Annotated in this window: 18 protein-coding genes and 1 tRNA gene; 7 read left to right on the top strand and 12 right to left on the bottom strand. The window is 45.2% G+C overall.

The window, feature by feature from the left end:
* Positions 1-206 precede the first annotated feature (206 nt).
* Entirely contained in the window at positions 207-2,627 is a 2,421-nt protein-coding gene (locus AB4482_RS09575) for an ATP-binding protein (RefSeq protein WP_372180849.1), read from the bottom strand.
* Between the two features lie 441 nt (positions 2,628-3,068).
* On the opposite strand from AB4482_RS09575, the gene AB4482_RS09570 reads away from it, so the two are divergent.
* Both AB4482_RS09570 and AB4482_RS09565 read left to right on the top strand, forming a co-directional pair.
* The gene (locus tag AB4482_RS09570) at positions 3,069-3,626 is read left to right on the top strand and encodes a VC2662 family protein (RefSeq protein WP_048607780.1); all 558 of its coding nucleotides are present in this window, start codon (positions 3,069-3,071) and stop codon (positions 3,624-3,626) included.
* 192 nt (positions 3,627-3,818) lie between these two features.
* Positions 3,819-5,297: a diguanylate cyclase gene (locus AB4482_RS09565; protein ID WP_017063163.1), complete on the top strand. Its 1,479-nt coding sequence runs from the start codon at positions 3,819-3,821 to the stop codon at positions 5,295-5,297.
* Between the two features lie 65 nt (positions 5,298-5,362).
* On the opposite strand, the gene AB4482_RS09560 is transcribed toward AB4482_RS09565, so the two are convergent.
* The 3 genes from AB4482_RS09560 to epmB form a co-directional block, all read right to left on the bottom strand.
* Entirely contained in the window at positions 5,363-5,851 is a 489-nt protein-coding gene (locus AB4482_RS09560) for an MgtC/SapB family protein (RefSeq protein WP_004733333.1), read from the bottom strand.
* A gap of 105 nt (positions 5,852-5,956) precedes the next feature.
* Positions 5,957-6,502 carry a prepilin-type N-terminal cleavage/methylation domain-containing protein gene (locus AB4482_RS09555; protein WP_136977157.1) on the bottom strand — a complete coding sequence of 182 codons (546 nt, stop codon included), beginning with the start codon at positions 6,500-6,502 and terminating at the stop codon, positions 5,957-5,959.
* A gap of 13 nt (positions 6,503-6,515) precedes the next feature.
* Complete coding sequence (gene epmB / locus AB4482_RS09550; RefSeq protein ID WP_136987099.1) at positions 6,516-7,538, bottom strand: EF-P beta-lysylation protein EpmB; 1,023 nt, start codon at positions 7,536-7,538, stop codon at positions 6,516-6,518.
* Positions 7,539-7,571: 33 nt separating this feature from the next.
* Between epmB and efp the strand changes: the two genes are divergently transcribed.
* Both efp and AB4482_RS09540 read left to right on the top strand, forming a co-directional pair.
* Positions 7,572-8,138: an elongation factor P gene (gene efp, locus AB4482_RS09545; RefSeq protein ID WP_017067165.1), complete on the top strand. Its 567-nt coding sequence runs from the start codon at positions 7,572-7,574 to the stop codon at positions 8,136-8,138.
* A gap of 410 nt (positions 8,139-8,548) precedes the next feature.
* Positions 8,549-14,371 carry a hypothetical protein gene (locus AB4482_RS09540; RefSeq protein WP_372180845.1) on the top strand — a complete coding sequence of 1,941 codons (5,823 nt, stop codon included), beginning with the start codon at positions 8,549-8,551 and terminating at the stop codon, positions 14,369-14,371.
* Between the two features lie 70 nt (positions 14,372-14,441).
* Here the strand turns inward: AB4482_RS09540 and frdD are convergent, their stop codons facing one another.
* The 4 genes from frdD to frdA are packed head-to-tail and all read right to left on the bottom strand — an operon-like array spanning position 14,442 to position 17,831.
* Complete coding sequence (gene frdD, locus AB4482_RS09535; protein ID WP_372074584.1) at positions 14,442-14,828, bottom strand: fumarate reductase subunit FrdD; 387 nt, start codon at positions 14,826-14,828, stop codon at positions 14,442-14,444.
* Positions 14,829-14,840: 12 nt separating this feature from the next.
* The gene (gene frdC, locus AB4482_RS09530) at positions 14,841-15,224 is read right to left on the bottom strand and encodes a fumarate reductase subunit FrdC (protein ID WP_017061300.1); all 384 of its coding nucleotides are present in this window, start codon (positions 15,222-15,224) and stop codon (positions 14,841-14,843) included.
* A 1-nt stretch (position 15,225) separates the two neighbouring features.
* The gene (locus tag AB4482_RS09525) at positions 15,226-15,990 is read right to left on the bottom strand and encodes a succinate dehydrogenase/fumarate reductase iron-sulfur subunit (RefSeq protein ID WP_009847917.1); all 765 of its coding nucleotides are present in this window, start codon (positions 15,988-15,990) and stop codon (positions 15,226-15,228) included.
* On the bottom strand, positions 15,990-17,831 hold the full coding sequence (frdA, locus tag AB4482_RS09520; RefSeq protein WP_372122891.1) for a fumarate reductase (quinol) flavoprotein subunit: 1,842 nt from the start codon (positions 17,829-17,831) through the stop codon (positions 15,990-15,992). Before frdA ends, AB4482_RS09525 begins: the two co-directional genes overlap by 1 nt.
* A 451-nt stretch (positions 17,832-18,282) precedes the next feature.
* Between frdA and epmA the strand changes: the two genes are divergently transcribed.
* Positions 18,283-19,254 carry an elongation factor P--(R)-beta-lysine ligase gene (epmA, locus tag AB4482_RS09515; protein WP_372180842.1) on the top strand — a complete coding sequence of 324 codons (972 nt, stop codon included), beginning with the start codon at positions 18,283-18,285 and terminating at the stop codon, positions 19,252-19,254.
* Positions 19,255-19,339: 85 nt separating this feature from the next.
* Here epmA and AB4482_RS09510 read toward each other — a convergent pair whose 3' ends face one another.
* From AB4482_RS09510 to rsgA, 4 genes are all read right to left on the bottom strand, one after another.
* Positions 19,340-20,227, bottom strand: coding sequence for a DMT family transporter (locus AB4482_RS09510; RefSeq protein WP_372180841.1), 888 nt, complete (start codon positions 20,225-20,227; stop codon positions 19,340-19,342).
* Positions 20,228-20,340: 113 nt separating this feature from the next.
* On the bottom strand, positions 20,341-21,756 hold the full coding sequence (locus AB4482_RS09505; protein ID WP_372180840.1) for a DASS family sodium-coupled anion symporter: 1,416 nt from the start codon (positions 21,754-21,756) through the stop codon (positions 20,341-20,343).
* Positions 21,757-22,064: 308 nt separating this feature from the next.
* Positions 22,065-22,985 (bottom strand): archaetidylserine decarboxylase, encoded by a 921-nt coding sequence (gene asd, locus AB4482_RS09500; protein WP_017063172.1) that lies wholly within the window; start codon positions 22,983-22,985, stop codon positions 22,065-22,067.
* A 125-nt stretch (positions 22,986-23,110) separates the two neighbouring features.
* Complete coding sequence (rsgA, locus tag AB4482_RS09495) at positions 23,111-24,166, bottom strand: small ribosomal subunit biogenesis GTPase RsgA (protein ID WP_017061306.1); 1,056 nt, start codon at positions 24,164-24,166, stop codon at positions 23,111-23,113.
* A 150-nt stretch (positions 24,167-24,316) separates the two neighbouring features.
* Here rsgA and orn point away from each other — a divergent pair, with 150 nt between their 5' ends.
* Both orn and AB4482_RS09485 read left to right on the top strand, forming a co-directional pair.
* Positions 24,317-24,862 (top strand): oligoribonuclease, encoded by a 546-nt coding sequence (gene orn, locus AB4482_RS09490; protein ID WP_010434065.1) that lies wholly within the window; start codon positions 24,317-24,319, stop codon positions 24,860-24,862.
* Positions 24,863-25,042: 180 nt separating this feature from the next.
* A tRNA-Gly gene (locus AB4482_RS09485) sits at positions 25,043-25,118 on the top strand.
* Positions 25,119-25,187: the final 69 nt, after the last annotated feature.

Genomic DNA, 25,187 nt, shown 5'->3' with positions numbered 1-25,187 from the left:
AGTCCATACATCTTAGGGGGCGGTGTCGCAGTAATGCGTCGCTGCTACCCTACATCATCCCCCTTTCTCTATAGCAGAGAAAGTCACACATAAGCTTTAGAAAACGGAGACTTCGGTCTCCGTTTTTTTGCTCTTAAGCCTTATTTATTCGCATCCCGTATCTGTATTTCAGCTTCACCATCACCCTTTTTTCCAAAGCTCCTTGGTCAGCCTGCCTTGTGCGTAAACTGTTGTTCATCAATTTTTTGCAGCATCATGTCACGCTTAAATGGTTTTGGAAGATAATCGTTCATTCCACACTCGAAGCAACGTTTAATATCATCATCGAGCACGGATGCCGTTAAAGCGAGGATATGTGTTGCCTGAAGTTGCAGGTTTTCTTCATAGCGCCTGATTCGCTCTGTTGCCTCAAAGCCATCTACATTCGGCATCATGCAGTCCATCAAGATAAGGCCGATGTCTTGATGATGCTCTTTATATAAATCAATCGCTTCTTGTCCATCATTGGCAACCCAATATTCAATCCCTAACTTATCTAAATTGATACATACCACCTTCTGGTTTACGCGGTTATCTTCAACTACGAGGACTTTTTGACGTACAGTCGCTTCTATCGGCTCAGGTTGATGTTGAGGGGGTTGTGGCTGTGACCTTTCAAGCACGGAGTTCAACATGCTACTTAAGCGGGAACCGAGCATAGGAAGAGTCACATAGCCTGAGATAAAATGACACTCACTCATAGGATCACTAAGATTATCTTTCACTATGATGATTTTCACCGCTGGTGCTAAGCGATGCAGTGTTTTGGCTTGGTTAATATCTTCCATCAAAGCGATCTCTGGGAGGTCAGTTGCCGCCAAGTTTGTTTCGATTGATTTTAGTTGTGGTGAGTAACCAAGGCGGAACAAGTCATCGAGTAAAAGTTTCGATGGCGCATCTGAATAATAGACAACGGTTTGTTTACGATTTTTATGTTCAGAATGATCTGATGGCACTACGGTTAATTGGAAATGAAAGCAACTGCCCACGTCTTTCTCTGACTCAACGTTTATCGAGCCTCCCATCATTTCCACCATACGTGACGAAATACTAAGCCCTAATCCGGTCCCCGCAATATTGGAGGTGATGTTGGTATCTTCTTGGCAAAACGCTTTGAAAATGTGCTCTTGTTGGTCTGCTGCGATACCAATACCTGTATCTCGAACAGAAAACTCGACCACACACTCTGTTTCCAATGATGGAAGCCGTTTAGCGGTGAATACGATAGAGCCTTGTTCTGTAAATTTGATCGCATTTGAGGCTAAATTCATCAACACTTGGCGAATTTTATTCCCATCAACATGAATGTACTCTGGGAGCTCGCCATCAATTTCAACTTCCAACTTAATCTGCTTTTGATAAGCTTTAGAAGAAATCAGAGTCACGCTATCAAACAGCAGCTCTCTTAAGTCTGTCGTATGTGGATTAATTTCCAGTTTACCCGATTCAATTTTGGACAGATCGAGAACATCGTTGATCAACATAAGTAAGGTTTGAGAAGAGGTATAGATAGTCCCAAGGCAGTCTTTCTGTTCTGCGGATAGTTTGGTTTCTGCCAGTATTTCTGACATACCAATCACGCCATTAAGCGGTGTCCGTATCTCATGAGACATATTGGCAAGAAAGGCACTTTTTGCACGGTTTGCTTGTCGTGCTTTCTCTTGTGAAACAATCAATTGAGTTTCAAGTTGACTGGCACGCCACACAACATAAAGCAGCACCAGTAACGTCACCCCTCCTAATGCGGCTGTCGATAAGTAGCTGTACAACTTTATCTGCGTCAGGCTCTCTGCGATCTGCTTGGGTGTTTCGGTGAAAAGTAAGTTGAGCTCATCTTCAACATGATAAATACTGCTGGTGAGTTCTCCTTTGAGGCCGCTATCAGAGCTGTACCCGACACTCTTTAACCCTCGCTGCAATCGCCAAAAGTGGCGTTTAAAATTATTAAACGAAGCTAATGCACTGATCGTTCGGGAATTCTGTTCTATTTCATCTTGGATTTTGAACAATGAATCGACAATCTTATCTAATGTTGTCTGATCAAAATCGGTAAAGAACTGATACATGAGATCTTGTGTTTCTAAAGTCAATTCTTCAAGCTGCACATTATTGGATTCATGTACGAAGCGCTCAAGTGTCAACGCTGCATTTTTTAGTTTCTCAATGAGCCCAATTTGGTCCCTCTTGCCATGTATGCTGACTAACTCAAGGGCTAATAATGTAAAGGCGGTGTGGTACTCGTCGAGATACTCGACAACTTTGGCATAATTAAAAGAAATATTGAGGTCGCTTCGTACGATTTTCCCATCGATCTCAGCCAGCTTTTCGATCAGCTGACTTCGCTTTATATTGAGTTGTTCTTGAATCTCTGGTTGCCTTGTGGAAACAAACTGCTGCTCTTGTCGTCTGACAGAGAGCATAACGCTATAAGCTTCAGAAAGACTGAGCTGGAGATTAATCATGTCCTGCTCTTTGTTCTTCAGAGCATGGCTAACATAGATATAGAGGCCTAAAAATAACACGATAGCCAAAAAACCACGCGAAATAATCGCTTTAATGGTCTGTTTATTCGTAGGTTCCTTAACCATGTTATTCCCACTGTTTCATATCGTTCTATTCCTATATTAGAATTTAGTTTATTTTCAGAATTTTACGAACATTAGTTTTTGAATACCTGAGGTCTGTTGAGCTTTTATCAATAAATTTTTTAGGATGACATCGCTTTAGATGCGGCAATAAGTGTGTGGGCTATAAGCTTGTGAAACATGTTGATTTTCTCGCCTAGATTTTTGTTTGGAATAATAAGCGTTAGAGCGGAGGTTTCGGTCTCTGTTTTTTTTGCTTTTCGCATCTCGTTCACTCGAATCCCGCATCTGCTCTTAACCATTGCTCTTTATGATTTAGCGGCTTATATTCAACAGTACAGTTATTACATTGATTTAACATGGGTAGCTGTTGAATAAAGGACAATAAATGCTTGATTAAAAATGGATTAATCAAGTGAACAATAAGTCAGTGGAGACTCCCCAATGAAAAAACTACTTTCAGTACTTGCTGTGTCTGCAGCAGTAATGGCACCGGCGGCATTTGCTTCTTCGCCTGTTATGTTTTCAACGATCAATGGCTTCAACGCACCTGACTCAGACGCTGTTGGCGGTGTGCGCTTGGCTTTACTTCACGGACAAGTGAACGACCTTAAAGGTCTTGATCTTGCTGTTGTTGGTATGTCTGAGACGCAAACGACCACAGGTGTGAACCTGGGTATTTTTGGTGCATCAAAAGTGAACCAAGAAATGACCGGTGCATCTCTAGGTTTCTTCAACTGGAACACGGGTAAAACAACGGGTGTTAACCTTGGTGCTGTGAACATTACTAATGATGTGAAAGGCGCGAACGTGAGTTTCGTCAACTACTCAGAAGGTAACACTATGGTTGATGTTGGCGCTGCGAACCTTTCAGAAGTGTCTACGGTTCAGGTTGGTATCTTCAACAAAACCAACAAAATCGAAGGCGTACAAGTTGGTCTGATCAACTGTGCTGATAACGGTTTCTTCCCGTGCTTCCCGATTGTAAACTTTGCTAAGTAAGGCTTAGTGTTACTATAGTGATTCATAACGCCTAAGTGCATCTGACTTAGGCGTTATTGCAACTCAACATTTTCTTATAGATATCCAAACGCCCCTCCAAAATAGATAAGCATATTGTTTTATATTTTCTATTGCAGTATTTTTACTTATGAGTACAATGTGCGATAAATTCCTAATGATGATTTATATGCTTTGATTAACCACCATACCGTCGATTTTAAAAAGGCTTTCTTAGGCCTGACCGCCAGTTTTTTAGTAGTTTTGAGCTTGTTGCTCGTTGATTCAGCGGAAGAATCAGATAAACAGTATGGAATGGAAAACCAAGGCGTGACACGCTCTTTAGCGGAGCTCACACAGATCATAAATGCGCTTGAGTACAACATCACTGCGCTTTATCCACTGCATGGGGATACCTACGTATTCTCGCATGACAAAAAGATCGAGGGTGAGACGTGTTACTTCACCAGTGAGGAGCAACATGCCCCTCGTTTTGATTTTATGTTCTCTGGCCCTCGCGAGATGTGCAACCCGGAATCGGACCTTTATACCGAAGCGGGTAAGCGCCTGTTCATCGCGCCGACCATGGCTTATTTTGCCAATACCATAGATACCATTTCTGCGATTTACTTCATTTCAAAAGAGAAATTCATTATCTCTTCGCCTTCTGACTTTGCCAGTTACATTAAGGGCGACACCTTTGATTCGGTTGTGAATAGCAGGCCTTATTGGGTGAACACGATTCGCTTTGGCTTAGCTCAAGGGCAAGACCAAGTGGTGTATACCGGCCAATATGATGACTACCTGACAGGTCAGAAAGTGGTGACCTTAACCAAAGGAATCTACGTTAATGGTGAGTTTAAAGGGGTGTTGGGTGTCGATGGTTATGTCTCGAACCTAGTATCGAACCCTACCCATGGCTATAAAGTCACCAGTACTCGAGGCGCAAACAAATACGGGTTTATGGATTTTACGTATTCCAAGCCTCTGTATGTTGATGACATTAACACCCAGCTATATCTGAGTATTGAAGAAGATAAGAGCGAGCACTTTCTGCATGTATTGGAGATGGAGAAGATTCAGCTTTCGATACTGTTGGTTTTGTATCTGCTCTCGGTTTTATGGCTATGGCGCTTCTATACAAGACAAGAGCACCAGCGTTTAAATGAGCTAGCAATGCGCGACCCATTAACGGGCTTGCTGAATCGACGTGGTTTTGAGGCTCGATTACTGGCGCAAGATGAAGAGCCGATTATTGGTGTTGGCGTGTTTGATATCGATGATTTCAAAGTCGTTAATGATCAGCATGGCCATAAAGTGGGGGACGAGGTGATTTGCCATGTTGCTCGGTTGATGCTGAACAGCGTTAGACAGCAAGATATCGTGGCTCGATTTGGTGGCGAAGAGTTTGTTGTCGCGATTACGGGTGAATCGTCTGAGTTGCTTTCATCGATCTTTGAGCGAATTCAAAACGACATTAGCCTACAGAGTTATCGATGCCCTACGGGTGACAAGATTAGTATCTCAGTGTCTGGTGGCGCGACGCTTTACTCTTTGTATAAGTTCGACAGTGTCGGGCACTTGTGGGAAAACCAGAGCATTCGTTCGTCTGATGAGCAGCTTTATAAGGCCAAGGCTGCAGGTAAGAACCAGGTGTGTATTCAGGTGTATTAATTAGTTGGATACACAAAGACCTAGTCGTGTGACTAGGCCTTTTTAATGTCTGTTTCAGGTTGAGGTTACTTCTTCACGCGGCCTTTTCTCATCCACTTCTGATGCACACCACGGCGTAGGCTCTGGAAGCTATTTTCCACTTTGTCGACACCAAGTAGGATAACCAGCGCCATTAGCGTGATGATGACCGATTGGGAAAGATGCCCTAGTGCGATCATCATACCTAATGCTGCGAGTACCCAGATAATTGCGGCTGAAGTCACGCCATGAATCTTGCCATCCAGTGTCATCATTACACCAGCCCCAAGAAATCCAACACCCGTAATTATCTGACCAAGCACACGAGCTTGATCGAGTGTGTTGGGGGATAGGCTGATCGCCATGGTGAGGAAGAAATAGGTACCACTGATGATCAGAATCGACGTTCGGATTCCGACGGGTTTACCGCGTGTTTGCCTTTCGATTCCGATTAAAGAACCACACAGCATGCATGCAGCGAGGCCTGCCCAGCTAAAGGGGGCAAGGTTGAGAGTTTGTTCTATAAATTGTGACATATCACCCCTCCTAAAAATTTAGAATAGAGCCGAGTATGCTAATAATAGACCGGACGATCGAACAAAAACTTTTTGTCTTAACGATTGATAAAGATTACTTAAAACCTAGCAGCCGCTTGTTGTTAAGGTGAAGGCTGGTGTCGTGGTCTCTGTCGCTTCTTGGTACTCAAGGTAGCAGTTATCAGCCTGTTTTTTTCGGCTAGAAGGCGCATAAAGAATAATGCCATCATTCGCATCTGTGTTGGTAAAGAACCAGTCAGCTCGACCCGTATCCCAAACAGCATCTAGAAAGGTTGATTCGATGAGCTGTGACCAAGTTTGATCGTTCATCGCTGCAGGATAACCATAGACCACTGAGATATTGTCACCCTCAACATTAATCGATGCGCTAGCTGCTTTATCTAATCCCAATGCTGATGTCTTACCATAAAGCATAGCACTTGCGCCCTCCATTCCGCCTTTAAGGCCGTTTAATGTCGAGATACGAGCATCGCTTTGAAGGTTGAGGAACTTAGAAGCTGCAGTGACCGACACAATACCTAGAATCACGATCACCACGACCAGCTCGATGATGGTGAAACCTCTTGAGCTGAACCTAAGCGCTGGTTGAGATGTGGTTGCTGGTGGAGCAACTGAGGTATTGTGTTTCATTGATACAACTTCTCTATTCAATGTGTAGGTCGAGCGGTGTCTTGCTGCTGCGTCCGCCAATTTCACGGGTTAACTTAGGTACTAGGTAGCCAGAAACCTCAGAGATTAATCCTTTAAAGTGATGCTTCGCCTCTTCATCTGAAATATAGAAGTGCGCTGCGCCCTGAACCTTATCAAGTACATGCATATAGTAAGGTAAAATACCGGCGTCGAATAGCTTTTCGCTTAATTCTTTCAATGAGTTAGCGCTGTTGTTTACGCCTTTAAGCATCACGCCTTGGTTGAGCAGAGTAGCACCACTTAACTTAAGCTTGTGGAAAGCTTGTTTGAGCTCTAAGTTAATTTCGTTGGCATGGTTAATATGACTCACCATCACCACATTAAGGCGAGTTTGAGCTAACAATTGGCATAGTTCATCCGTTACTCGAGCGGGAATCACAACCGGTAATCGGCTATGAATTCGAACTGTTTTCACATGTGGAATTTGTGCGATAGCATGAATTAGCCACTCTAGTTCGCTGTCTTTTGCCATCAGTGGATCGCCACCCGACAAGATAACTTCGTTGATCTCTGGGTGAGCCGCCACATAGTCGAGACTGGTTTGCCAAACCGACTTCGAGCCCTTGTTATCTTGGTAAGGGAAGTGACGACGGAAGCAGTAGCGGCAGTTAATCGCACAACCGCCTTTCACAATCATCAGTGCACGGTTCTTGTATTTGTGCAGTAGCCCAGGAATGGCGTTGTCTTGCTCTTCCAGTGGATCAGCGGAATAGCCTTGGTGTACCTCAAACTCTTCGCTTAGCGGTAAAATTTGTCGTAGCAATGGATCGTGTGGGTTGCCTTTTTCCATTCGTTCGACAAAGCTAAGAGGTACCCGAAGTGCAAATAACTCACGAGCAGCGAAGCCTGCTTGCCATGGTGTTGGGTCTATTTCTAATGCCTCAAGCAGTTTTGTCGGGTCAGAGATCGCATTCGATAGTTGTTTGAGCCAGTTTTGCTCAACAGATTCGACTTTTCGGGTTATGATATGCGGCATTGAAATTAACTCAAAGATGTGGAAGAGAAAATCATGGCGTCAGTAAGCACCAATGAATTCAAAGGCGGTTTAAAATTCATGATGGATAACGAGCCTTGCTCAATTATCGAAAATGAATACGTTAAGCCAGGTAAAGGCCAAGCGTTTAACCGTGTTAAACTTCGTAAACTGCTGTCAGGCAAAGTGTTAGAGAAAACATTTAAGTCAGGCGATACAGTAGAACTAGCGGACGTTGTAGACGTTGAACTAGGCTACCTATACAGCGATGGCGAATTCTACCACTTCATGAACAACGAAACATTCGAGCAAATCGCTGCTGATGCAAAAGCAGTAGGCGAGACTTCTAAATGGTTAGTTGAAAACGACGTATGTACTCTAACGTTGTGGAATGATAACCCTATCACAGTAACTCCACCAAACTTTGTTGAGATCGCAGTAACAGAAACCGATCCTGGCCTTAAGGGCGACACACAAGGTACTGGCGGTAAGCCTGCAACTCTAGCAACAGGCGCGGTAGTTCGCGTACCTCTATTCATCGCTATCGGTGAAGTTGTTAAAGTTGATACTCGTACTGGCGAATACGTTGGTCGTGTGAAGTAATTGACTTCAAGTATCTGAAAAAGGTCGCTTAGGCGGCCTTTTTTTGTATCCCAAGATTGGGGAAGAGCAGATACGAGTAATACGAGATGCGGGATACGAAGAGCTGGAAAATCAAGAGTGAGTAAGCCAGATGCGATTCACAATGGTCACAAGGTTACATTGTGTGACCAGCATCATATTTTGGTTGTATTCTGGATGAAAATCAAAAATTTTATCTAACTTATAGATTTACAAGGTGTTTTTGGCGTTTATATATCGCAACAAAAATATCTCAATACAATATGTGGCTGTTTAGTATTGATTTTGTGAATGTGTGTGGTGGGAAGGGAAGCTGATTACAATATTGTTAGAATGAGTAGAGTCTACTAGCTTTATACGCGATGTTATTAAGCAACTATGTGGATATTAATATGAGACTTAATGCAATTACGTTGGCTCTTGGTTTGGTTAGTATCGTCGGGCTTTCAGGATGTGATGACGATGATACAACCGTGTCAACCACGACTCCGAGTGAGACTCCCTCGACTCCCAGCTCCCCAGCTGAAACGACTAAATACAGTGTGACTGCAATTGATGGTTATTTACGTCATGCTCGAATTTGGTTAGACCTTAACGGTAACTACGTCTTAGACGACGGTGAGCCTAATGCTATTTCTGGTGATGGCGGAGTTGCAGATTTAGACGTCACCGATGTCGACAACCCTGAACAGTACCCTGTCGTTGTGCAAGCGATCTCCGGGCAGACGATTGATGAAGATGAACCTGATGTTACGGTGTCTGACGACTATATTATGTCAGCCCCTCCAGGTGAAAAATATGTCACCCCTTTGAGTACGCTAGTTCACGTATTGATCGAGCAAAACACTACAGATTCTGACGATGCTGCTGCGGTTGAAGCAGCAAAGCAAGCTGCCATTCAGCAAGTCGCTGATCAGCTAGGCTTAGATGAAGATGAAATCTTAGGTGATTTTGTTGAGTCAGGTGTTGAGGCTGCCGCTTATGCCGCTGAAAACTTGGTTGATTCAAATGTTTTGCCTTCATCTCCTCAAGGGTTGCAAGAAGTTGCTGAAAGTGAAGATAAAGGGACTAAGTTTATCTCTGTGACTGCATCTGTGAATAATGAAATCAAAAAGAAAATTGAAGAAGTTGCAGGTGATAGCGATAAGACATTTGATAATGTTGGTGGTGCGACAGAGGGTGTCGATTTTTCTAATGACACAGATGATGACGGCGTCCCCAATGACTTAGATGACTTTCCGAATGATCCCGATGAAAGTCTGGACTCCGATGGTGATGAGATCGGTAATAATGCCGACCTAAATGATGATACGGTGGACGGAGAAGATGACATCTACCCTGATGCCAATGATGCGTTTCCAACGGATCGTTCTCGTGCTGGTGACCATGATTCGGATGGGGTAGACAGTATTGATGATGTCTTCCCACAAGATCCAACTGAGTGGGCTGATAATGACTCTGATGGCTATGGTGACAATCAAGATGTATTTGATAATGACCCAACCGAATGGGCAGATACGGACGGTGATGGTGTTGGTAATAATGCCGATAAATTCCCATCGGATCCCAACGAGTCCTTAGATACGGACGGTGATGGCGTTGGTAATAATGCCGATGAATTCCCAACCGATGCGACCGAATGGGCAGATACGGATGATGATGGCTTAGGCGATAACGAGGATGACCCGTATCCAAACGATACGGATAACGACAGTTACAACAATGATGTTGATGAATTCCCAACCGATGCGACCGAATGGGTCGATGTGGACGGTGATGGCGTTGGTAATAATGCCGATGTTCATCCAGAGGATGGAAATAAGTCAATTGCTGATGTTGTGGCCAATGTTAGTGCAACTGATGTAGCAGTTTTAAACATAACAGATCGCGATATCATTACACTGGATATTGAGGTCGAAGAAATGGTTGAGACACTGAATAGCGGAGAGATTGTTACCACCATAACTACTCAATATATCACTGCTGATGACGTGGTATATGGCACGACACAAAGTGTCGATCACCTGTTAAATGATGACTTTACTCGTATCCAGACCTTTGCGTACGACTATAACCTCGATGGTACTGCACGTTACGAAGGCATGTCTCTTGAAATTGGTACTAGAACCGAAACAAGCGAGACGTATTGGCGCTATATCGATGAGGGTGATGCATCTCTTGAGGGCGGTTTCGGCGGTAATGGTCGTGTCTATGAACAAGGCGTAGCCTTAACATCTAGAGTTCACCCAAATGACTTATCTCAAATAGATACAATACATAGTGTATCAGTGGAATTTGAGGACGTCGCAGAGGGCGTTCAAGCGGTCGAAACGTTAACCGAATACACGGTAAATGGCTTTGATATCGACGATGTTCAAACCCATCAAGCTCAATGGGCTCAGACTTTAACCACTGTAACGCAGGATTACGTGCAGAGTTTCGTGGAGTCTAAGCAGGACTGGGGTGCAGACGGTTACATCAATGTTGAACTTCGATTTAATAATATCCCTGATGGTAGCTATGTCTACGAATATTCGACACCAATATGGGCAAACCCACAAGATGGTGAATTCCATGAGTACGCAGACTTTAACTTTAATGATGGCAAATGGGACGATCTCACCTCGTACTGGAACTATTACCGCAAAGAGGTGCTAATCAATGGTGATGTTCTTGAAAGTGGAGAGCGTTCGGTTCTAAACGAGGAAACGAACACACTACTCATTGTCGATAGTGATCCAATCAATACCTTGTTCCAAGAATGGAATGCCGTGTCTCGCTCTGTTAGTGATGTGGAAAAAAATAAACACATAGAGTGGCAGCACTACCCATTAGCGGATTATTCATTTACGACTGACACTGATAATGTCGGACAGGCCTATCGCGTTTACCAGAAACAATCTAATGGCCTTTGGGTTGCTACCTCATTTGATGAGTGGGGAACACAAGCGGTTGTTGATCTACCACAACAGGTAGAGGATGCCCGTGCTGATGGCACAGAGTTGGAGCTTATTGATGATCAAATCATTCCAGGCCTGAGCCGATACGCTACGCTGTTACCTACAAGCAGCTTCCAATACGATGACAATGGGCCAATTCAATGGCACGTTGTAACGCAAGACTACCTATTGACTTATACGGGTATTCCAACACTGGTTACATTGAACCTTGGTGATAGTGGTGTGGTTCCTGGTTCGTTCACCGGAGTGAATGACGTTGATATGGTGCTTATGGTCCCGGATGTTGAGAATCCTTGGCCTTGGCACAATGCTTACTATCGCAGGGGCATAGACACTTGGAGCATGGACCTAACGGAGGAAGCGTTTAGTTGGCATAACAGTCTAGGAGTGTTCTTCTTAGACGAGACAGCTGCGCAAGATTATCTTGCAGAGTTTTTAAATCAAGATAGCGACGACGATGGCTTTAAAGACTACGAGGATGCTTTCCCTAATGATCCAAATGAATGGGATGATAGTGATGGTGACTATGTTGGCGACAATAGCGATGCCTTCCCTTATGACTCATTAGAGTGGGCGGATTCTGATAGTGATGGTTTAGGCGATAACCATGAGAATGCAACCGAAGGTTTAGATCCGAATAATGCTGATTCAGATGAAGACGGCGTTTATGACGGTGAAGACCTTTATCCAACCGACCCAAATAAGTGGACTATTACCGCCCAAGAGTTTGCGGAGCAAGAGGGGACTCTTTACGGATTCTTCAGCGATGGGAGCGAACTATCGTTCGTAGATATTCTGTTTAAAGAAACCTTGAGTTATGGCGGTGATACGTTAACCCTTACGGAACTCATACAGTACCGTGGTGATCAATCCTTTATCCAGCTACCACTTGAAGCTGAGGGGGACGTACAGCTCACTGAAAACGGCTGGCAAACTCCGGTAGGTTATACGATAGACTTCTCTGGAGAGCAACTTATTGCCTATCCAGAAGACAATTCCAGTTTCTATTATTCAGTAGAATCAGAAGTGGTAAACCTATCGGGTATGGCATTGTATGAAGTCTACTTTGAGTGGTTCGACTTCATGGAAGAGGCGAGGTTCGCTGAAGGCTCACAAGCGGTAATGTTTACCTTCTCTCCAGCCGTAAACCAGTACTTCCTATGGGAGGGTGGTAGTCCGTACGTGAGGTTCTCTGACGTCGGTTATGATACGGATGGTAGCTCTATTACAAGTCTGGACGACATTATTGTGTCGCAGTCGGTCGGTGAGTCGGTTTCCACAGATCTTACTACCTCTGTTGGCCTCTATCTAGACTTTGATATCGAGTTAGTGAGTGATGGCACGGCGCATTATTACTTCTTTGATTGGGACGCAGGAACGGCAAGTCGCGTCGCTACTGCGGATTACTTACGTTACACATTACACGGTGAAGATATCGTCGAATTTACCGTACCAGTTGAGGCTATGCCCTACATGGGAGAGGGGGATACGCCTACCATGATCTTTAGCATGTACAATGGTGAACTTACGGTAGGTGAGATTGAGGCGCCAAGTGCTGAACCGTCGGACGATACTATGTACGCTTTCAATGGTATTGCCGCACAGTCTATAGAAGATGGTGTAGTGTTGAGCGATTACCTATTTACCTGCTACTTGGGTGATAGCGATGATCAGTCAAGCCCAATCATGGCTGACTATGAGCTTGCGATTACGGATTGTGGCGGTCGAACTCACATTACCAGCGAAATGGTCGAGGGTCTAAACTTCCAACGCGTTAAAGGCAATGGAAATACTCGTGACTACTTGTTCAATGCTGATGGCACAGTGCATGTATTGAAGGGAGAGGGCGGTAACTATACTGACGATTGGGTCATAGAAGATGGCTTGGTTAAGATCAGCTATTCTGATGAATCGGAGAGCTTCACGACTTACTGGGCACTGTTAGATTCGTTGGATGATACGTGGTCAATCAAGTTCTATGAGAACGAAGTTGTGGACGGTCAATCAAGTAGCTATATCTGGATGGATACTATTATTCAACAAGATCGTCCGATTGTGCTTGAAGAGTGCTACATCGGTGATGCAGAACCTGTTGAGGGGCAACCTATCCCGAGTATGAGTGACTACGAAACGGCGATCACGGATTGTGGCGGTCGAACTCACATTACCAGTGAGATGGTCGAGGGTCTAAACTTCCAACGCGTTAAAGGCAATGGAGATACTCGTGATTACTTGTTCAATGCTGATGGTACTGTACATGTATTGAAGAGTGAGGGTGGTGACTATATCGATGACTGGGCCATAGAAGATGGCTTTATTAAGGTTAGCTATTCTGATGAATCGGAGAGCTTCACGACTTACTGGGCGTTATTAGAGTCAATGGAGCAAACTTGGTCAATTAAGTTCTTCGAGGAAGAAACGTTAGGCGGTGTGACTGAAAGTTGGATATGGGCAGATACCGTGGTGCAACAAGATAGAAACGCTCTGCAGTTTGACCCGACTAACTTGGTATTGAGGGAGTACGATAGTAACAACTTCTTCTTCCATGCTGATGGCAGTATGAGTTACATCGGCAATGACGGCACTGAGACCTATGGGAACAGTTGGATGCAAACTTCAGCTAATACCATGGTGGTAACTTATGAAAATACCTCAACCGAGCAATGGGTACTTGTATCACAAACTGATGACGAATTAAGTATCTCTAGGGATGGTTCCGAGGAGGTGCTTACAAATGTTACCTACGAGGGAACAGTAACGGTCTGTGAGGATGGTGATTCACCGTGGGATGATTTTACGGACCAACCCTCTGACTTTGGCACTCGTTCGGACTATGACAGCGCAGTCGCCAACTGTACCGTTGGTGGTGCTCAGTTTATAGAGTCTGATTTCACAGGTAATGGCAGTGAAAGTTCTCGTTGGGAGCTCATCGATCTTTGGGAGATAAATGGCACCGTCATGGCTGTAGTTGAAGAAGAGGTTGTGTTCCATAGTAACGGTACTGGCTACTTTGACGATGATGAGGGATTGTTCGGGTTCGATTGGGTGATTTTGAATGGTGAGGTGACCTTAACCATAACCGAAGAGGAATTTATAGGAGCCAAAGACACCTGGAATAAGGTTGATCAAGATGGAGAGTATATTACGACTAAATCCTTCTGGAGCGATCCAACCTGGAGCAACCCTGCGCCGGCAGAGGGAGAAGCTGAGATATTCTCGGGTGTGATGCGATTTGTGGGGTTTGAATCGCCGTAACGCATATAGACTTATCATCTAGCATAGAATAAACGCCTAGGGTCAAACCTAGGCGTTTTCTATTTAACTGTTAAATCATAAAAATGAAGATAATAGACAGTGCGCTGATTAGGCCTGCAACGAAGTAGCAGCCAACTTTACCCGCAACACCGACATGGAACTTAAGGTCGTGCATGCCGTGGTGAAGACGGTGCATTGCGTGCCACATTGGCAGTGCTAGCGTACCGATGATGAATAGCGCACCGATAATGCTGGTGGCGAATTCAGACACACGCTCGTAGCTCATTGCGTCCGCATCGATGATGCCCATTGGCACTAAGATACCTAACACTAGAACCGTGATTGGTGTGATCATCGCAAACCAAGTACCGCCAGCGCCAAATAGGCCCCACCAGATTGGCTCATCAGAGCGTTGTGGGTTGTGGTTAACAGGTGTTACTTTGTAATTTGTGTTCATAACGAAAGCTCCTTACACCACAACAAGAACGATTAAAGAAATAAAAGCCACCGCTGCCCACTGGGTCAGTACGATGATTTTTTTATCAACCAATTTGCCTTTAAGACGGATTGGCATTACTTGAGGCATCATGCTGAAGAAGGTTTGAGCGTGCAGCAAGCTGCCTAGCAGTGCCACGATGTTGATACCAACGACGATAGGGTTAGCCATAAAGCTCAACCAACCAGCCCAAGCTTCAGGGCCTTTCACTAGTGCACCCAAACCGAAGGTTAGGAACAGAGTGAATAAAATCAAAGGCAGTACAGTCGCTTCACGTAGCATGTAGAAGCGGTAGAACGGATGGTTGCTCCACCACGTTCTCTTCATCTCACGAACATAAGGCTTACGATTGCTCATATTATGCCTCCTCTGCTGTTTTTACTTGCGATCCATCAGGCTTGAACATCGAGATAACGAAGTCCATTGAAGACTCAACTTTGCCTTGGTTTACTGCAGCCGCTGGGTCTACTTTCTTCGGACAAACGTCAGAACAGTAACCTACAAACGTACAGCCCCAAGCGCCGTTGTCGCCATTGATAAGCTTCATGCGCTCAGCTTTACCATTGTCACGGCTATCTAGGTTGTAGCGGTGAGCAAGAGCAAGTGCCGCAGGGCCAATGAACTCAGGGTTTAGACCAAACTGAGGACATGCTGCGTAACACAAACCACAGTTGATGCAGCCAGCGAACTGTTTGTATTTCGCCATTTGCTCTGGAGTTTGGATGTTGGTGCCGTCTTCTGGCTTACGGTCGTTACCAATGATGTAAGGCTTGATCGCTTCAAGGCGCTCGATGAACGGCGTCATGTCGACAATCAAATCTTTTTCGATTGGGAAGTTAGCTAAAGGCTCAATCTTGAAGCCATTCGGGTAGTCACGTAAGAAGCTCTTACACGCCAGTTTTGGCACGCCATCAACCATGATGCCGCAAGAACCACAAATCGCCATACGACAAGACCAACGGTAAGACAGGTCTTTATCTAGGTTATCTTTGATGTAACCAATCGCATCAAGTACCGACATGGTTTCATCAAACGGAACTTCAAAGGTTTGAAAGTGAGGTTCTGCGTCGTGCTCAGGATCATAACGCAGGATTTCAATTTTTTGGATTCGATTCGCTGACATTATGCTTGCTCCTCTTCGCTCTTCTTCGCATTCTCTTCTGCTGCTTTTTCAGCGGCAGCGGCTTTCTCTGCAGCTTCACCGTACAGACGAGCTTTAGGTTGAGATTTAGTAATCTTAACGCCGCTGTAGTCGATGGTTGGTGCTGCATCTTCGTTGTAGAAAGATAGAGAGTGTTTCAGGAAGTTCACGTCATCACGTTCTGTGCAGTTGTCGTCTAGACGTTGGTGTGCACCGCGAGACTCTTTACGAAGAATCGCTGAGTGGACCATCGCTTCTGCAACTTCAAGGCCGTAACCCACTTCGATAGCGTAAAGTAGGTCAGTGTTGAACACTTTGCCTTTGTCTTTAATGCTGATCTTCTTGTAGCGAGCTTTCAGTTCAGTGATTTTGTCGATGGTTTCTTGCATCAAGTCTTCTTGACGGTAGATACCACAACCCGCTTCCATGGTGTGACCCATTTCAGTACGGATGTCAGCCCAGTTCTCGTCGCCTTCTTGGTTTAGTAGACCTGCGATGCGCTCTTCAACCGCTTTCACTTGCTTAGCGATAGACTCTTCGTTCCAGCCTTTGAATTCAGCAGCGCGTTTCACCGCTTCTTCACCAGCAACGCGGCCAAATACCACGAACTCAGCCAGTGAGTTAGAACCTAGGCGGTTTGCACCGTGTAGGCCAACTGAAGCACATTCACCAACGGCGAATAGGCCTTTAATACGAGTTTCACAGGTACCGTTAGTTTCAATACCACCCATGGTGTAGTGAACGGTTGGACGAATTGGGATCGGCTCTTTTGCTGGGTCTACGTTTACGTACGCTTTTGCAAGCTCACAGATGAACGGTAGACGCTCTTGCAGGTACTCTTCACCAAGGTGACGAAGATCAAGGTGTACGACATCACCAAGCGGGTGCTTGATGGTGTTGCCTTTCTGCTGCTCGTGCCAGAATGCTTGAGAAACTTTGTCACGAGGACCCAGTTCCATGTATTTGTTTTTCGGCTCGCCCACTGGAGTTTCAGGGCCCATGCCGTAATCTTGCAGGTAACGGTAGCCGTTCTTGTTGACGATGATACCGCCTTCACCACGACAACCTTCGGTCATCAAGATGCCAGTGCCCGGTAGGCCTGTTGGGTGGTATTGAACGAACTCCATATCACGCAGTGGTACACCGTGGCGATAAGCCATTGCCATACCGTCGCCAGTTACGATGCCGCCGTTGGTATTACAGTGGTAAACACGACCTGCGCCACCGGTTGCTAGAACAACAGATTTTGCTTTGATGGTAACAAGCTCACCTTCAGACATGTGAATCGCGATTAGGCCTTGTACTTCGCCATCTTCAACGCCGCTCTGGTTTTCTACGAGAAGGTCCACCACAAAGTACTCATCAAATCGTTTGATTGTGTCGTACTTCATCGAAGTCTGGAACAGAGTATGAAGCATGTGGAAGCCGGTTTTATCCGCTGCGAACCACGTTCTCTCTACCTTCATACCGCCGAATCGGCGTACGTTTACTTCACCGTTTTCTTTACGACTCCATGGGCAGCCCCATTGTTCCATTTGGATCATTTCGCGAGTCGAGTTTTCAACAAAGTATTCAACAACATCCTGTTCACATAGCCAGTCGCCACCACCAACAGTATCGTTGAAGTGGTTATCTAGGCTATCTTCGTCTTTAATTACCGCTGCTGAACCGCCTTCTGCCGCTACCGTGTGCGAACGCATTGGGTAAACTTTGGAAATCAGTGCTACTTCCAGTTCAGGATTAGCTTCAGCCGCAGCAATAGCTGTACGAAGACCAGCGCCGCCTGCGCCGATGACTGCGATATCTGTGGTAATTGTCTTCACAGTTATTCTCCAGTGTGATGCGGAGTATTCCGCTTGTTATTATAAAAAGCCTATTTAGGAGGTTCTAAATTGTAGGAACCATTTAGCACCCCTAAGCCTTAAGTGGTAGGTTCAGTGTAAGAGAGGAAGGTATTCGAAAAGTTGATGCATTTGGGTTTTTAGGTCGGTAATGCATATGGAGGCATAGAAATTATAGGTTATGTGACTGCAATCACGGCAATGAATCGTTGATAACGATTAACCCACAGGACGGGTGTTAACGGCTTGTTGAGTATGATTTTTGTTATCAATGTGGATGTGAAATATGTATTGATAATTGTATTGTAGAACGTAATTTTCTGGCTTCATTAAAACAACATTTTGCTTTCACGAATAGAAAGATAGAAGCTTACAAAAGCGACGAAAGGTGGTAATTTTCGTCGCCTAGAATTCAGTAATATGGAACTCAATAATGCACTCTACATGGCAACCGGCCGCAACCATTAAACAGTTAAAGCAACGTGCTGATATCCTTAATCAAATTCGTCAGTTCTTTGCTGAGCGAAACGTGATGGAAGTGGATACGCCTGCGATGAGCCACGCCACGGTGACGGACGTGCATTTGCATACTTTCAAAACTGAATTCGTAGGGCCGGGTTATGCGCACGGTCAGCCTCTGTTCTTTATGACTAGCCCTGAGTTTCATATGAAACGTCTATTAGCGGCGGGCAGTGGCTGTATTTACCAAATTTGTAAGTCTTTCCGTAACGAAGAAAATGGCCGTTACCACAACCCTGAGTTCACCATGTTGGAGTGGTATCGCGTTGGCTTTGATCACCATGACCTGATGGATGAAATGGATTTGCTGTTACAGCAGGTACTTAGATCGGGCTCAGCAGAGCGAATGACTTACCAACAAGCCTTTATTGACGTGTTAGGTGTGTGTCCCCTGGAAGATTCGATGGCTACGCTAAAGCAAGCCGCAGCAAAACTTGGGCTCAGCGATATAGCTGACCCTGAAGAAGATCGTGATACCTTGCTGCAGTTGCTGTTTAGTATTGGGGTTGAAGCCAAAATAGGGCAACAAGTGCCTGCGTTTGTTTATGACTTTCCGGCTTCACAAGCGGCATTAGCCAAGATTAACCCGAATGATTCGCGAGTAGCCGATCGCTTTGAGGTGTACTTTAAAGGGATTGAATTGGCAAACGGCTTCCATGAATTAGATAAGCCACAAGAGCAGCTCAAGCGCTTTGAAGATGACAATGCCAAACGTATTGAGATGGGCTTATCGCCTCAACCGATTGACCATCACTTGATTGAGGCATTAAAAGCGGGCTTACCAGACTGTGCGGGTGTTGCTTTAGGTATTGATCGTCTGATCATGCTGGCGTTAGGTTATGACCACATCGATGACGTGACGGCTTTTCCTTTCCCACGTTCTTAACTTTTTGCTTTTGTTTTTACTGAGAGTGAATAGTCATTAGCTATTCACTCTCAGTTTCCAATCAGCTGCCAATTAACTTCACTAGCTAGCTGACTAGAATACCAGTGCCAATAACGGCAACAATGGCACCGATCCAAGCGTAGGCATTTGGTCTCTGTTTGGTGTACAGCCAAAGTATTGGTAACAACATGATAGGTGTGGTTGAAGACAACAGAGCAACCATGCCGACATTTCCTTCTTGCAGTGCATACAAGATCAGCGTCATTCCCACCGCCATAGCAAGAAAGCCGTTCACTGCGGTAATCGCGAATATTTGACCATTCATCGGGTTAATTGCGCGTGAGAGCTTGGCACCCGTTAAGCGAAATGCGGAGTGAGCAACAAAGGCGGTGATCATTCGAATGGCAGAGGCAGCAATTGGGTCGATACTGGTTTGCATCACGGGTTTTGCAATAATACCGCCCAAGGCTTGGCAAATAGCGGCAGTGATTCCGAGAGCTACACCAATCCACACGGTGCCCTTGATGGTTTCGAGTTGGTTGTTGGCTTGTCCTCGACGACCAAAGAATATCGCGGTTAAAACGCCGCTAAACACCAACGCTGAGCCAATCAGCTCAACCGAAGTCATGCTTTCGCTAAATAGGAAGTAACCAAGAATCGCCGAGAACACGGCATGACAAGAGAACAGCAAACCTGCTTGGCGCGGTCCCATTCGATTCAAACAGGCAAATAGGGCGGTATCACCAATGAAGATGCCAATTAGCCCAGACAGCATCATCGGCGTGACGAGGTCAGCTTCGACAGTTGACCAGCCACCAGTAAACCAAGCCATGCTCGATAAGATGATAGCGGTACAACCCATGCGCCAACGGCTATAGGCGAAAGAACCTAAGTGTTGAGCAGGCTTTACTGACATCAGGCTCGCGATGGCCCAAAGAAAAGCGGCAGCAAGAGCCAGCCATTCGAATCCCATTGAAGTGTACGTCCGTGTCAAAATGTAGAAGTGGGGGATTCAATATGCACTAAACCTTCCAGATAGCAAAGACGTGATTACTATCTGGAAGGGCATTAGTAGGGATTAACGTGCTAGGTGATGATAAACAGGGCGAGGTAAACCATCAGCAAGCCCACAATACCTAAGATGATGCCCATCTTCGCCATGTCTTTGCTTTCGATAAGCCCGGTCGAGTAGGCCAGTGAGTTTGGTGGTGTCGATACTGGCAGAATCATGCCAAGTGACGCAGAGAAGGCGACCATAACCAGCAAGCCTTGCAGACCACCAATCGCAACTAGGCTTTCCATGGAAGCACCAATTGCAGCGGCTATCGGCATCAGCAAGTTGGCCGTCGCAGTGTTTGACATGAAGTTCGCCATTAACCAACACACGATAGACAATGTCAGTACCACAGCTGCAGGTGACAGCGATTCATAGTCAATTGCGTGTGCGAGTGCAGCGGCTAAGCCTGTTTTATCTAAGCCAATACCAATCGCAATACCACCTGCGACCAGCCACAACACATCCCAGTTAATCAGCTTGAGCTCTTCTTTACCCATGATGCCAGTGAGCGTAAACACAGCCAATGGAATGATAGACACGACATAGGTGTTCATGCCATGCAGTTTGGTGGTCATCCACAATAAGATTGTCGCAGCGAAGGTGATGTAAACCACAATCGCTCGCCAGCTCTTTCTAAATTGTCCATCGAGCTTGAGCACCATGTTTCTTTCTTTAGAAGGGAAGAGTTTTTGTAGAAGAAACCAAGCGATGGTGAGTTGGATGATCACAAAGGGTAAGCCCATCATCATCCAGCTGAGGAAGTCGATGGTATTTTCACCCGTTAGGTATTGCAGCGCGATGGCATTGGGCGGTGTACCGATTGGGGTTGCGATACCGCCAGTATTGGCAGCAATTGGAATACACAACACGAGCGCTTTGATACCCATATCGCCTTTTGGTGCAGATGCGACGATCGGGCCTAACAGCGCAAGCATCATTACCGTCGTTGCGGTATTTGACATGAACATTGAGAACACGGCGGTGATCAGCATTAAGCCGAGCATAATGAAGCGCGGCTCTGTACCAAATGGCTTGAGAAGCACTCGAGCTAGGTTGTTATCGAGTTCGTACTTGGATGCGGATATCGCAAGAGCAAAGCCACCCATGAAAAGGATGATGATTGGTGATGAAAATGCACCGAAGATGTCGGTATATTTGATTAACTCACCGAGATCGTGCCCCGCTGGTGGATTTCTAAATAGGTGTAAACCTTTGTCAGATATCATCACCAGTTCAAGCGCAATGATCAAAATGGAAGTGGCGAATACCGGAACAGGTTCAAGCACCCACAGCAGGGCTGCTAATAAGAATATCGCCAACAGGCGGTGTTGAATCAGCGTGAGATCATCGATTGGTATTGAATCTATCGGCATGAATAACACGCCTAAGGGAATCGCAAAACAAATCAACAGCTTGACCAGAACGCCAACATTGAGTTTAGGCATGTACAAAGACCCTATAAATAAAATATCTTCAAATAGAGTAAGTTATCTGGATTTCTGGTACTTGGAGACGGGTTGGAAAATCAAAAAGTTGTTTAAGGTTTCGACAGTTGTTTTGTTTTTGGTCAATCTTTTATCTGGGCAATTAGAGACAAGAGTGAGAAGCAGCAGGTGGCTGGGCAGGGTTTGAAAGATTGAGTTGTTAGAGCTTGAGTAGCAAATGAATCGGTAGAGTTAAGAAAAAGGCGCGTTCTTCTCTGAAATAGAAAAAGTAACGCGCCTTGAAAGCTTAAATGAGTTAACTCAAATTGTTAAGCTTGGTCAGTGTTCTCAGCAGAATCGGTAACAACATCGTCATTTGCTTGCGCTTCTTTGCCAGCAATGTGCGCGAAAGGTGTACCAAGAACCGTTTTCTCGCCATTTTGCATAGTGTCGTCAAACTTGATCGCATCTTTAGCGAACAGGTTGATAACGGTTGAACCAAGCTTAAAGCGGCCCATCTCTTCGCCTTTCTTCAAGATGATTGCTTTGTCACCTTGTGCAGGGTAATCCCATTTGTAAACCGAGTTACCACGAGGTGGGGTGATGGTACCTGCCCATACTTGCTCGATGCTACCTACGATCGTTGCGCCAACCAGCACTTGTGCCATTGGGCCAAATTCCGTATCGAAGATACAAACGACACGCTCATTACGTGCGAATAGGTTTGGAACGTTTTCTGCCGTTAACGGGTTAACTGAGAAAAGGTCACCTGGAACGTAGATCATCTGGCGCAGTGTGCCGTCGCATGGCATGTGCACGCGGTGGTAATCACTTGGAGACAGGTAAAGCGTTGCGAATTCACCGTCTTTAAATTCATCCGCTAGCGCAGCATCACCACCCAATAGCTCGCGAGCTGAGTAGTTATGGCCTTTCGCTTGAATCAGTTGACCGTCAGTAATTGGGCCAAATTGGCTCACACGTGCATCTGCAGGGTGAACAATAACAGACTCACCTTCAGCGATAGGACGCATGCCTTCTTTCAATTCACGCACGAAGAATTCATTGAATGTTTTAAAGTGTTTTGGATCGCTATGCAGAGCTTCATCCATGTTCACTTTGTATTGCTTGATGAACCAGTTGATGATCGCTGTCGTTAAGCCGCCCGCTTTAGCAGACGCAAGTTTGCCGACTAGGCGAGTTAATCCATGTTGTGGAATCCAGTACTGCAATCCAACTTTAATCTTATCCATTGTATTAATTTTCCAATGCTAATTGTTTTTCAATTAAATCTGTCGATGACGGTTTAGGGCGCGAGATGTTACTTAAATTCGCGCCAATTGTCAGTAAATGCACACATTTGTTCACAAAAACGCGATTAGAGATCGGCTTTTTTGTTGCGTGAATACTGACGGTTATCTTTGTTACTCGCCATGCTTTCAATGATGCGGTGGTAGTTGTCGAAACGTAATCGACTGATCTTTCCGTTTTCTACCGCTTCGCGCAGGATGCAGCCTGGGTCATCAATGTGTTTACAGTCACGGAACTTACAACCGCCAAGGTAAGGCTTGAACTCGATAAAGGCTTCAGTGATTTCGTCGGCCTCTAGGTGCCATAGGCCGAATTCACGCACTCCTGGTGAATCAATCAGATCACCACCAGAAGGGAAGTGGTATAAACGAGCTGCCGTGGTTGTGTGCTGACCAAGACCTGAGTTCTCAGAGACTTCGCCTTCTTCAATGTCTAGCGTAGGCATTAATGCATTCACTAGGCTTGATTTACCCACACCCGATTGACCAACAAAGATGTTGATACGGTCTTTGAGTTCAGCTTCCAGCTCTTTGATGCCGTAGCCAGACTCTTTACTCACGAACATCACTTTATAGCCGATCTTCTCGTACTCTTTAAGTGTTTCACGGTATTCAGCAATCTGCTCATCAGTCAGTAGATCGACCTTGTTCAGTACAACAAGCGGCGCGATGTTTACCGTTTCTGAAGCAATTAGGTAACGGTCGATAATATTAAGTGATAGCTCTGGTAGCACAGCCGATACGATAACCATTTGGTCGACGTTCGCAGCTACTGGCTTTAGGCCATCGTAGTAATCAGGGCGAGTCAGCATTGAAGTTCTCGGCTCAACCGCTTCCACAACGCCAGAAATACCGGCCATTGATTCTAAGCCTGCGCGCCAAGTCACTCGGTCACCAGAAACTAAAGTCTCGATACTACGGCGTAAGTTACAACGATGAACTTCGTTAGTTTCAAGATCTTCGATATCAGCATGTTGGCCAAAGCGCGTAATCACGAGTCCGCTTTTGGTTCCGCCAAGCATGTTCTCATCCCATTGGATAGAATCTTCTTTCTTGAGTCGCTTGTTCTGGTTGCTACGTACACGACGTACTTGACCTTTGGTTAACTTCTTTTTTTTAGCCACAATTTTTCACTTAACACATCTAACTTGATGATTGGGGACTCAAACAGGATGTTGCTGGTACCACGTGATTTCGATGGTCCTAAAGCTAGTTTGAGTATAGTTATTTGGGTATAGTACCTCTTTTACACATAAACAAATAGGCGACGCCTTATGTCCTTTAGCGATCAGAACCTTATTTGGGTTGATCTAGAGATGACAGGACTTGATCCTGAAACTCATAAAATCATTGAAATTGCTACTATCGTTACTGATAGTGAGCTTAACATCCTGGCTGAAGGACCTGTTTTGGCTATTCACCAACCTCAGAGTGAATTGGACAAGATGGACGAGTGGTGTACAACGACTCACACTGGCAGCGGCCTCGTGAAGCGAATTCAAGAAAGCACGGTTTCAGAGCAAGATGCCATCCAACAAACCATTGAGTTTCTTGAAAAATGGGTACCAAAAGGTAAGTCACCAATTTGTGGCAACAGCATTGGTCAAGACCGTCGTTTCCTATACAAGCACATGCCAGAGTTAGAAGAGTACTTCCACTACCGCTATGTTGACGTAAGCACTCTGAAAGAGCTGACTCGTCGTTGGAAACCTGAAGTGTTAGATGGTTTTTCTAAGTCGGGAAGTCACCTTGCGTTAGACGATATTCGAGAGTCGATCGCCGAGCTGCAGTACTACCGAAAAACGATTATTAACATCTAGTCGAATAAAATGATCACGTTTATCTAACTTTTCAGGGACATAAGAGCCGTTTTTTTTGCAAATCTGTGTGCTTTTACAGCAGTTGAGTAAAAAGTTTCGTAATTTTGCATTAAGGACTTGCATCACAAAAAAATGCTCTTATAATTCGCAGCCCTGAACGGAGAAAGACGTTTTCAGATTGCGATACTAGCTCAGTTGGTAGAGCGCAACCTTGCCAAGGTTGAGGTCATCGGTTCGAACCCGATGTATCGCTCCAATTTGTAGGTTACGGCGAAAGCGGTAATCGAAAGGTGAAAGACCTTTTATAATGCGATACTAGCTCAGT

The organism is Vibrio sp. 10N.222.55.C7, assembly GCF_041473335.1.
Lineage (GTDB): Bacteria > Pseudomonadota > Gammaproteobacteria > Enterobacterales > Vibrionaceae > Vibrio > Vibrio crassostreae_C.
The sequence above is the reverse complement of the archived record's forward strand: the minus strand, read 5'-3'. Positions and strand labels throughout refer to the sequence as shown.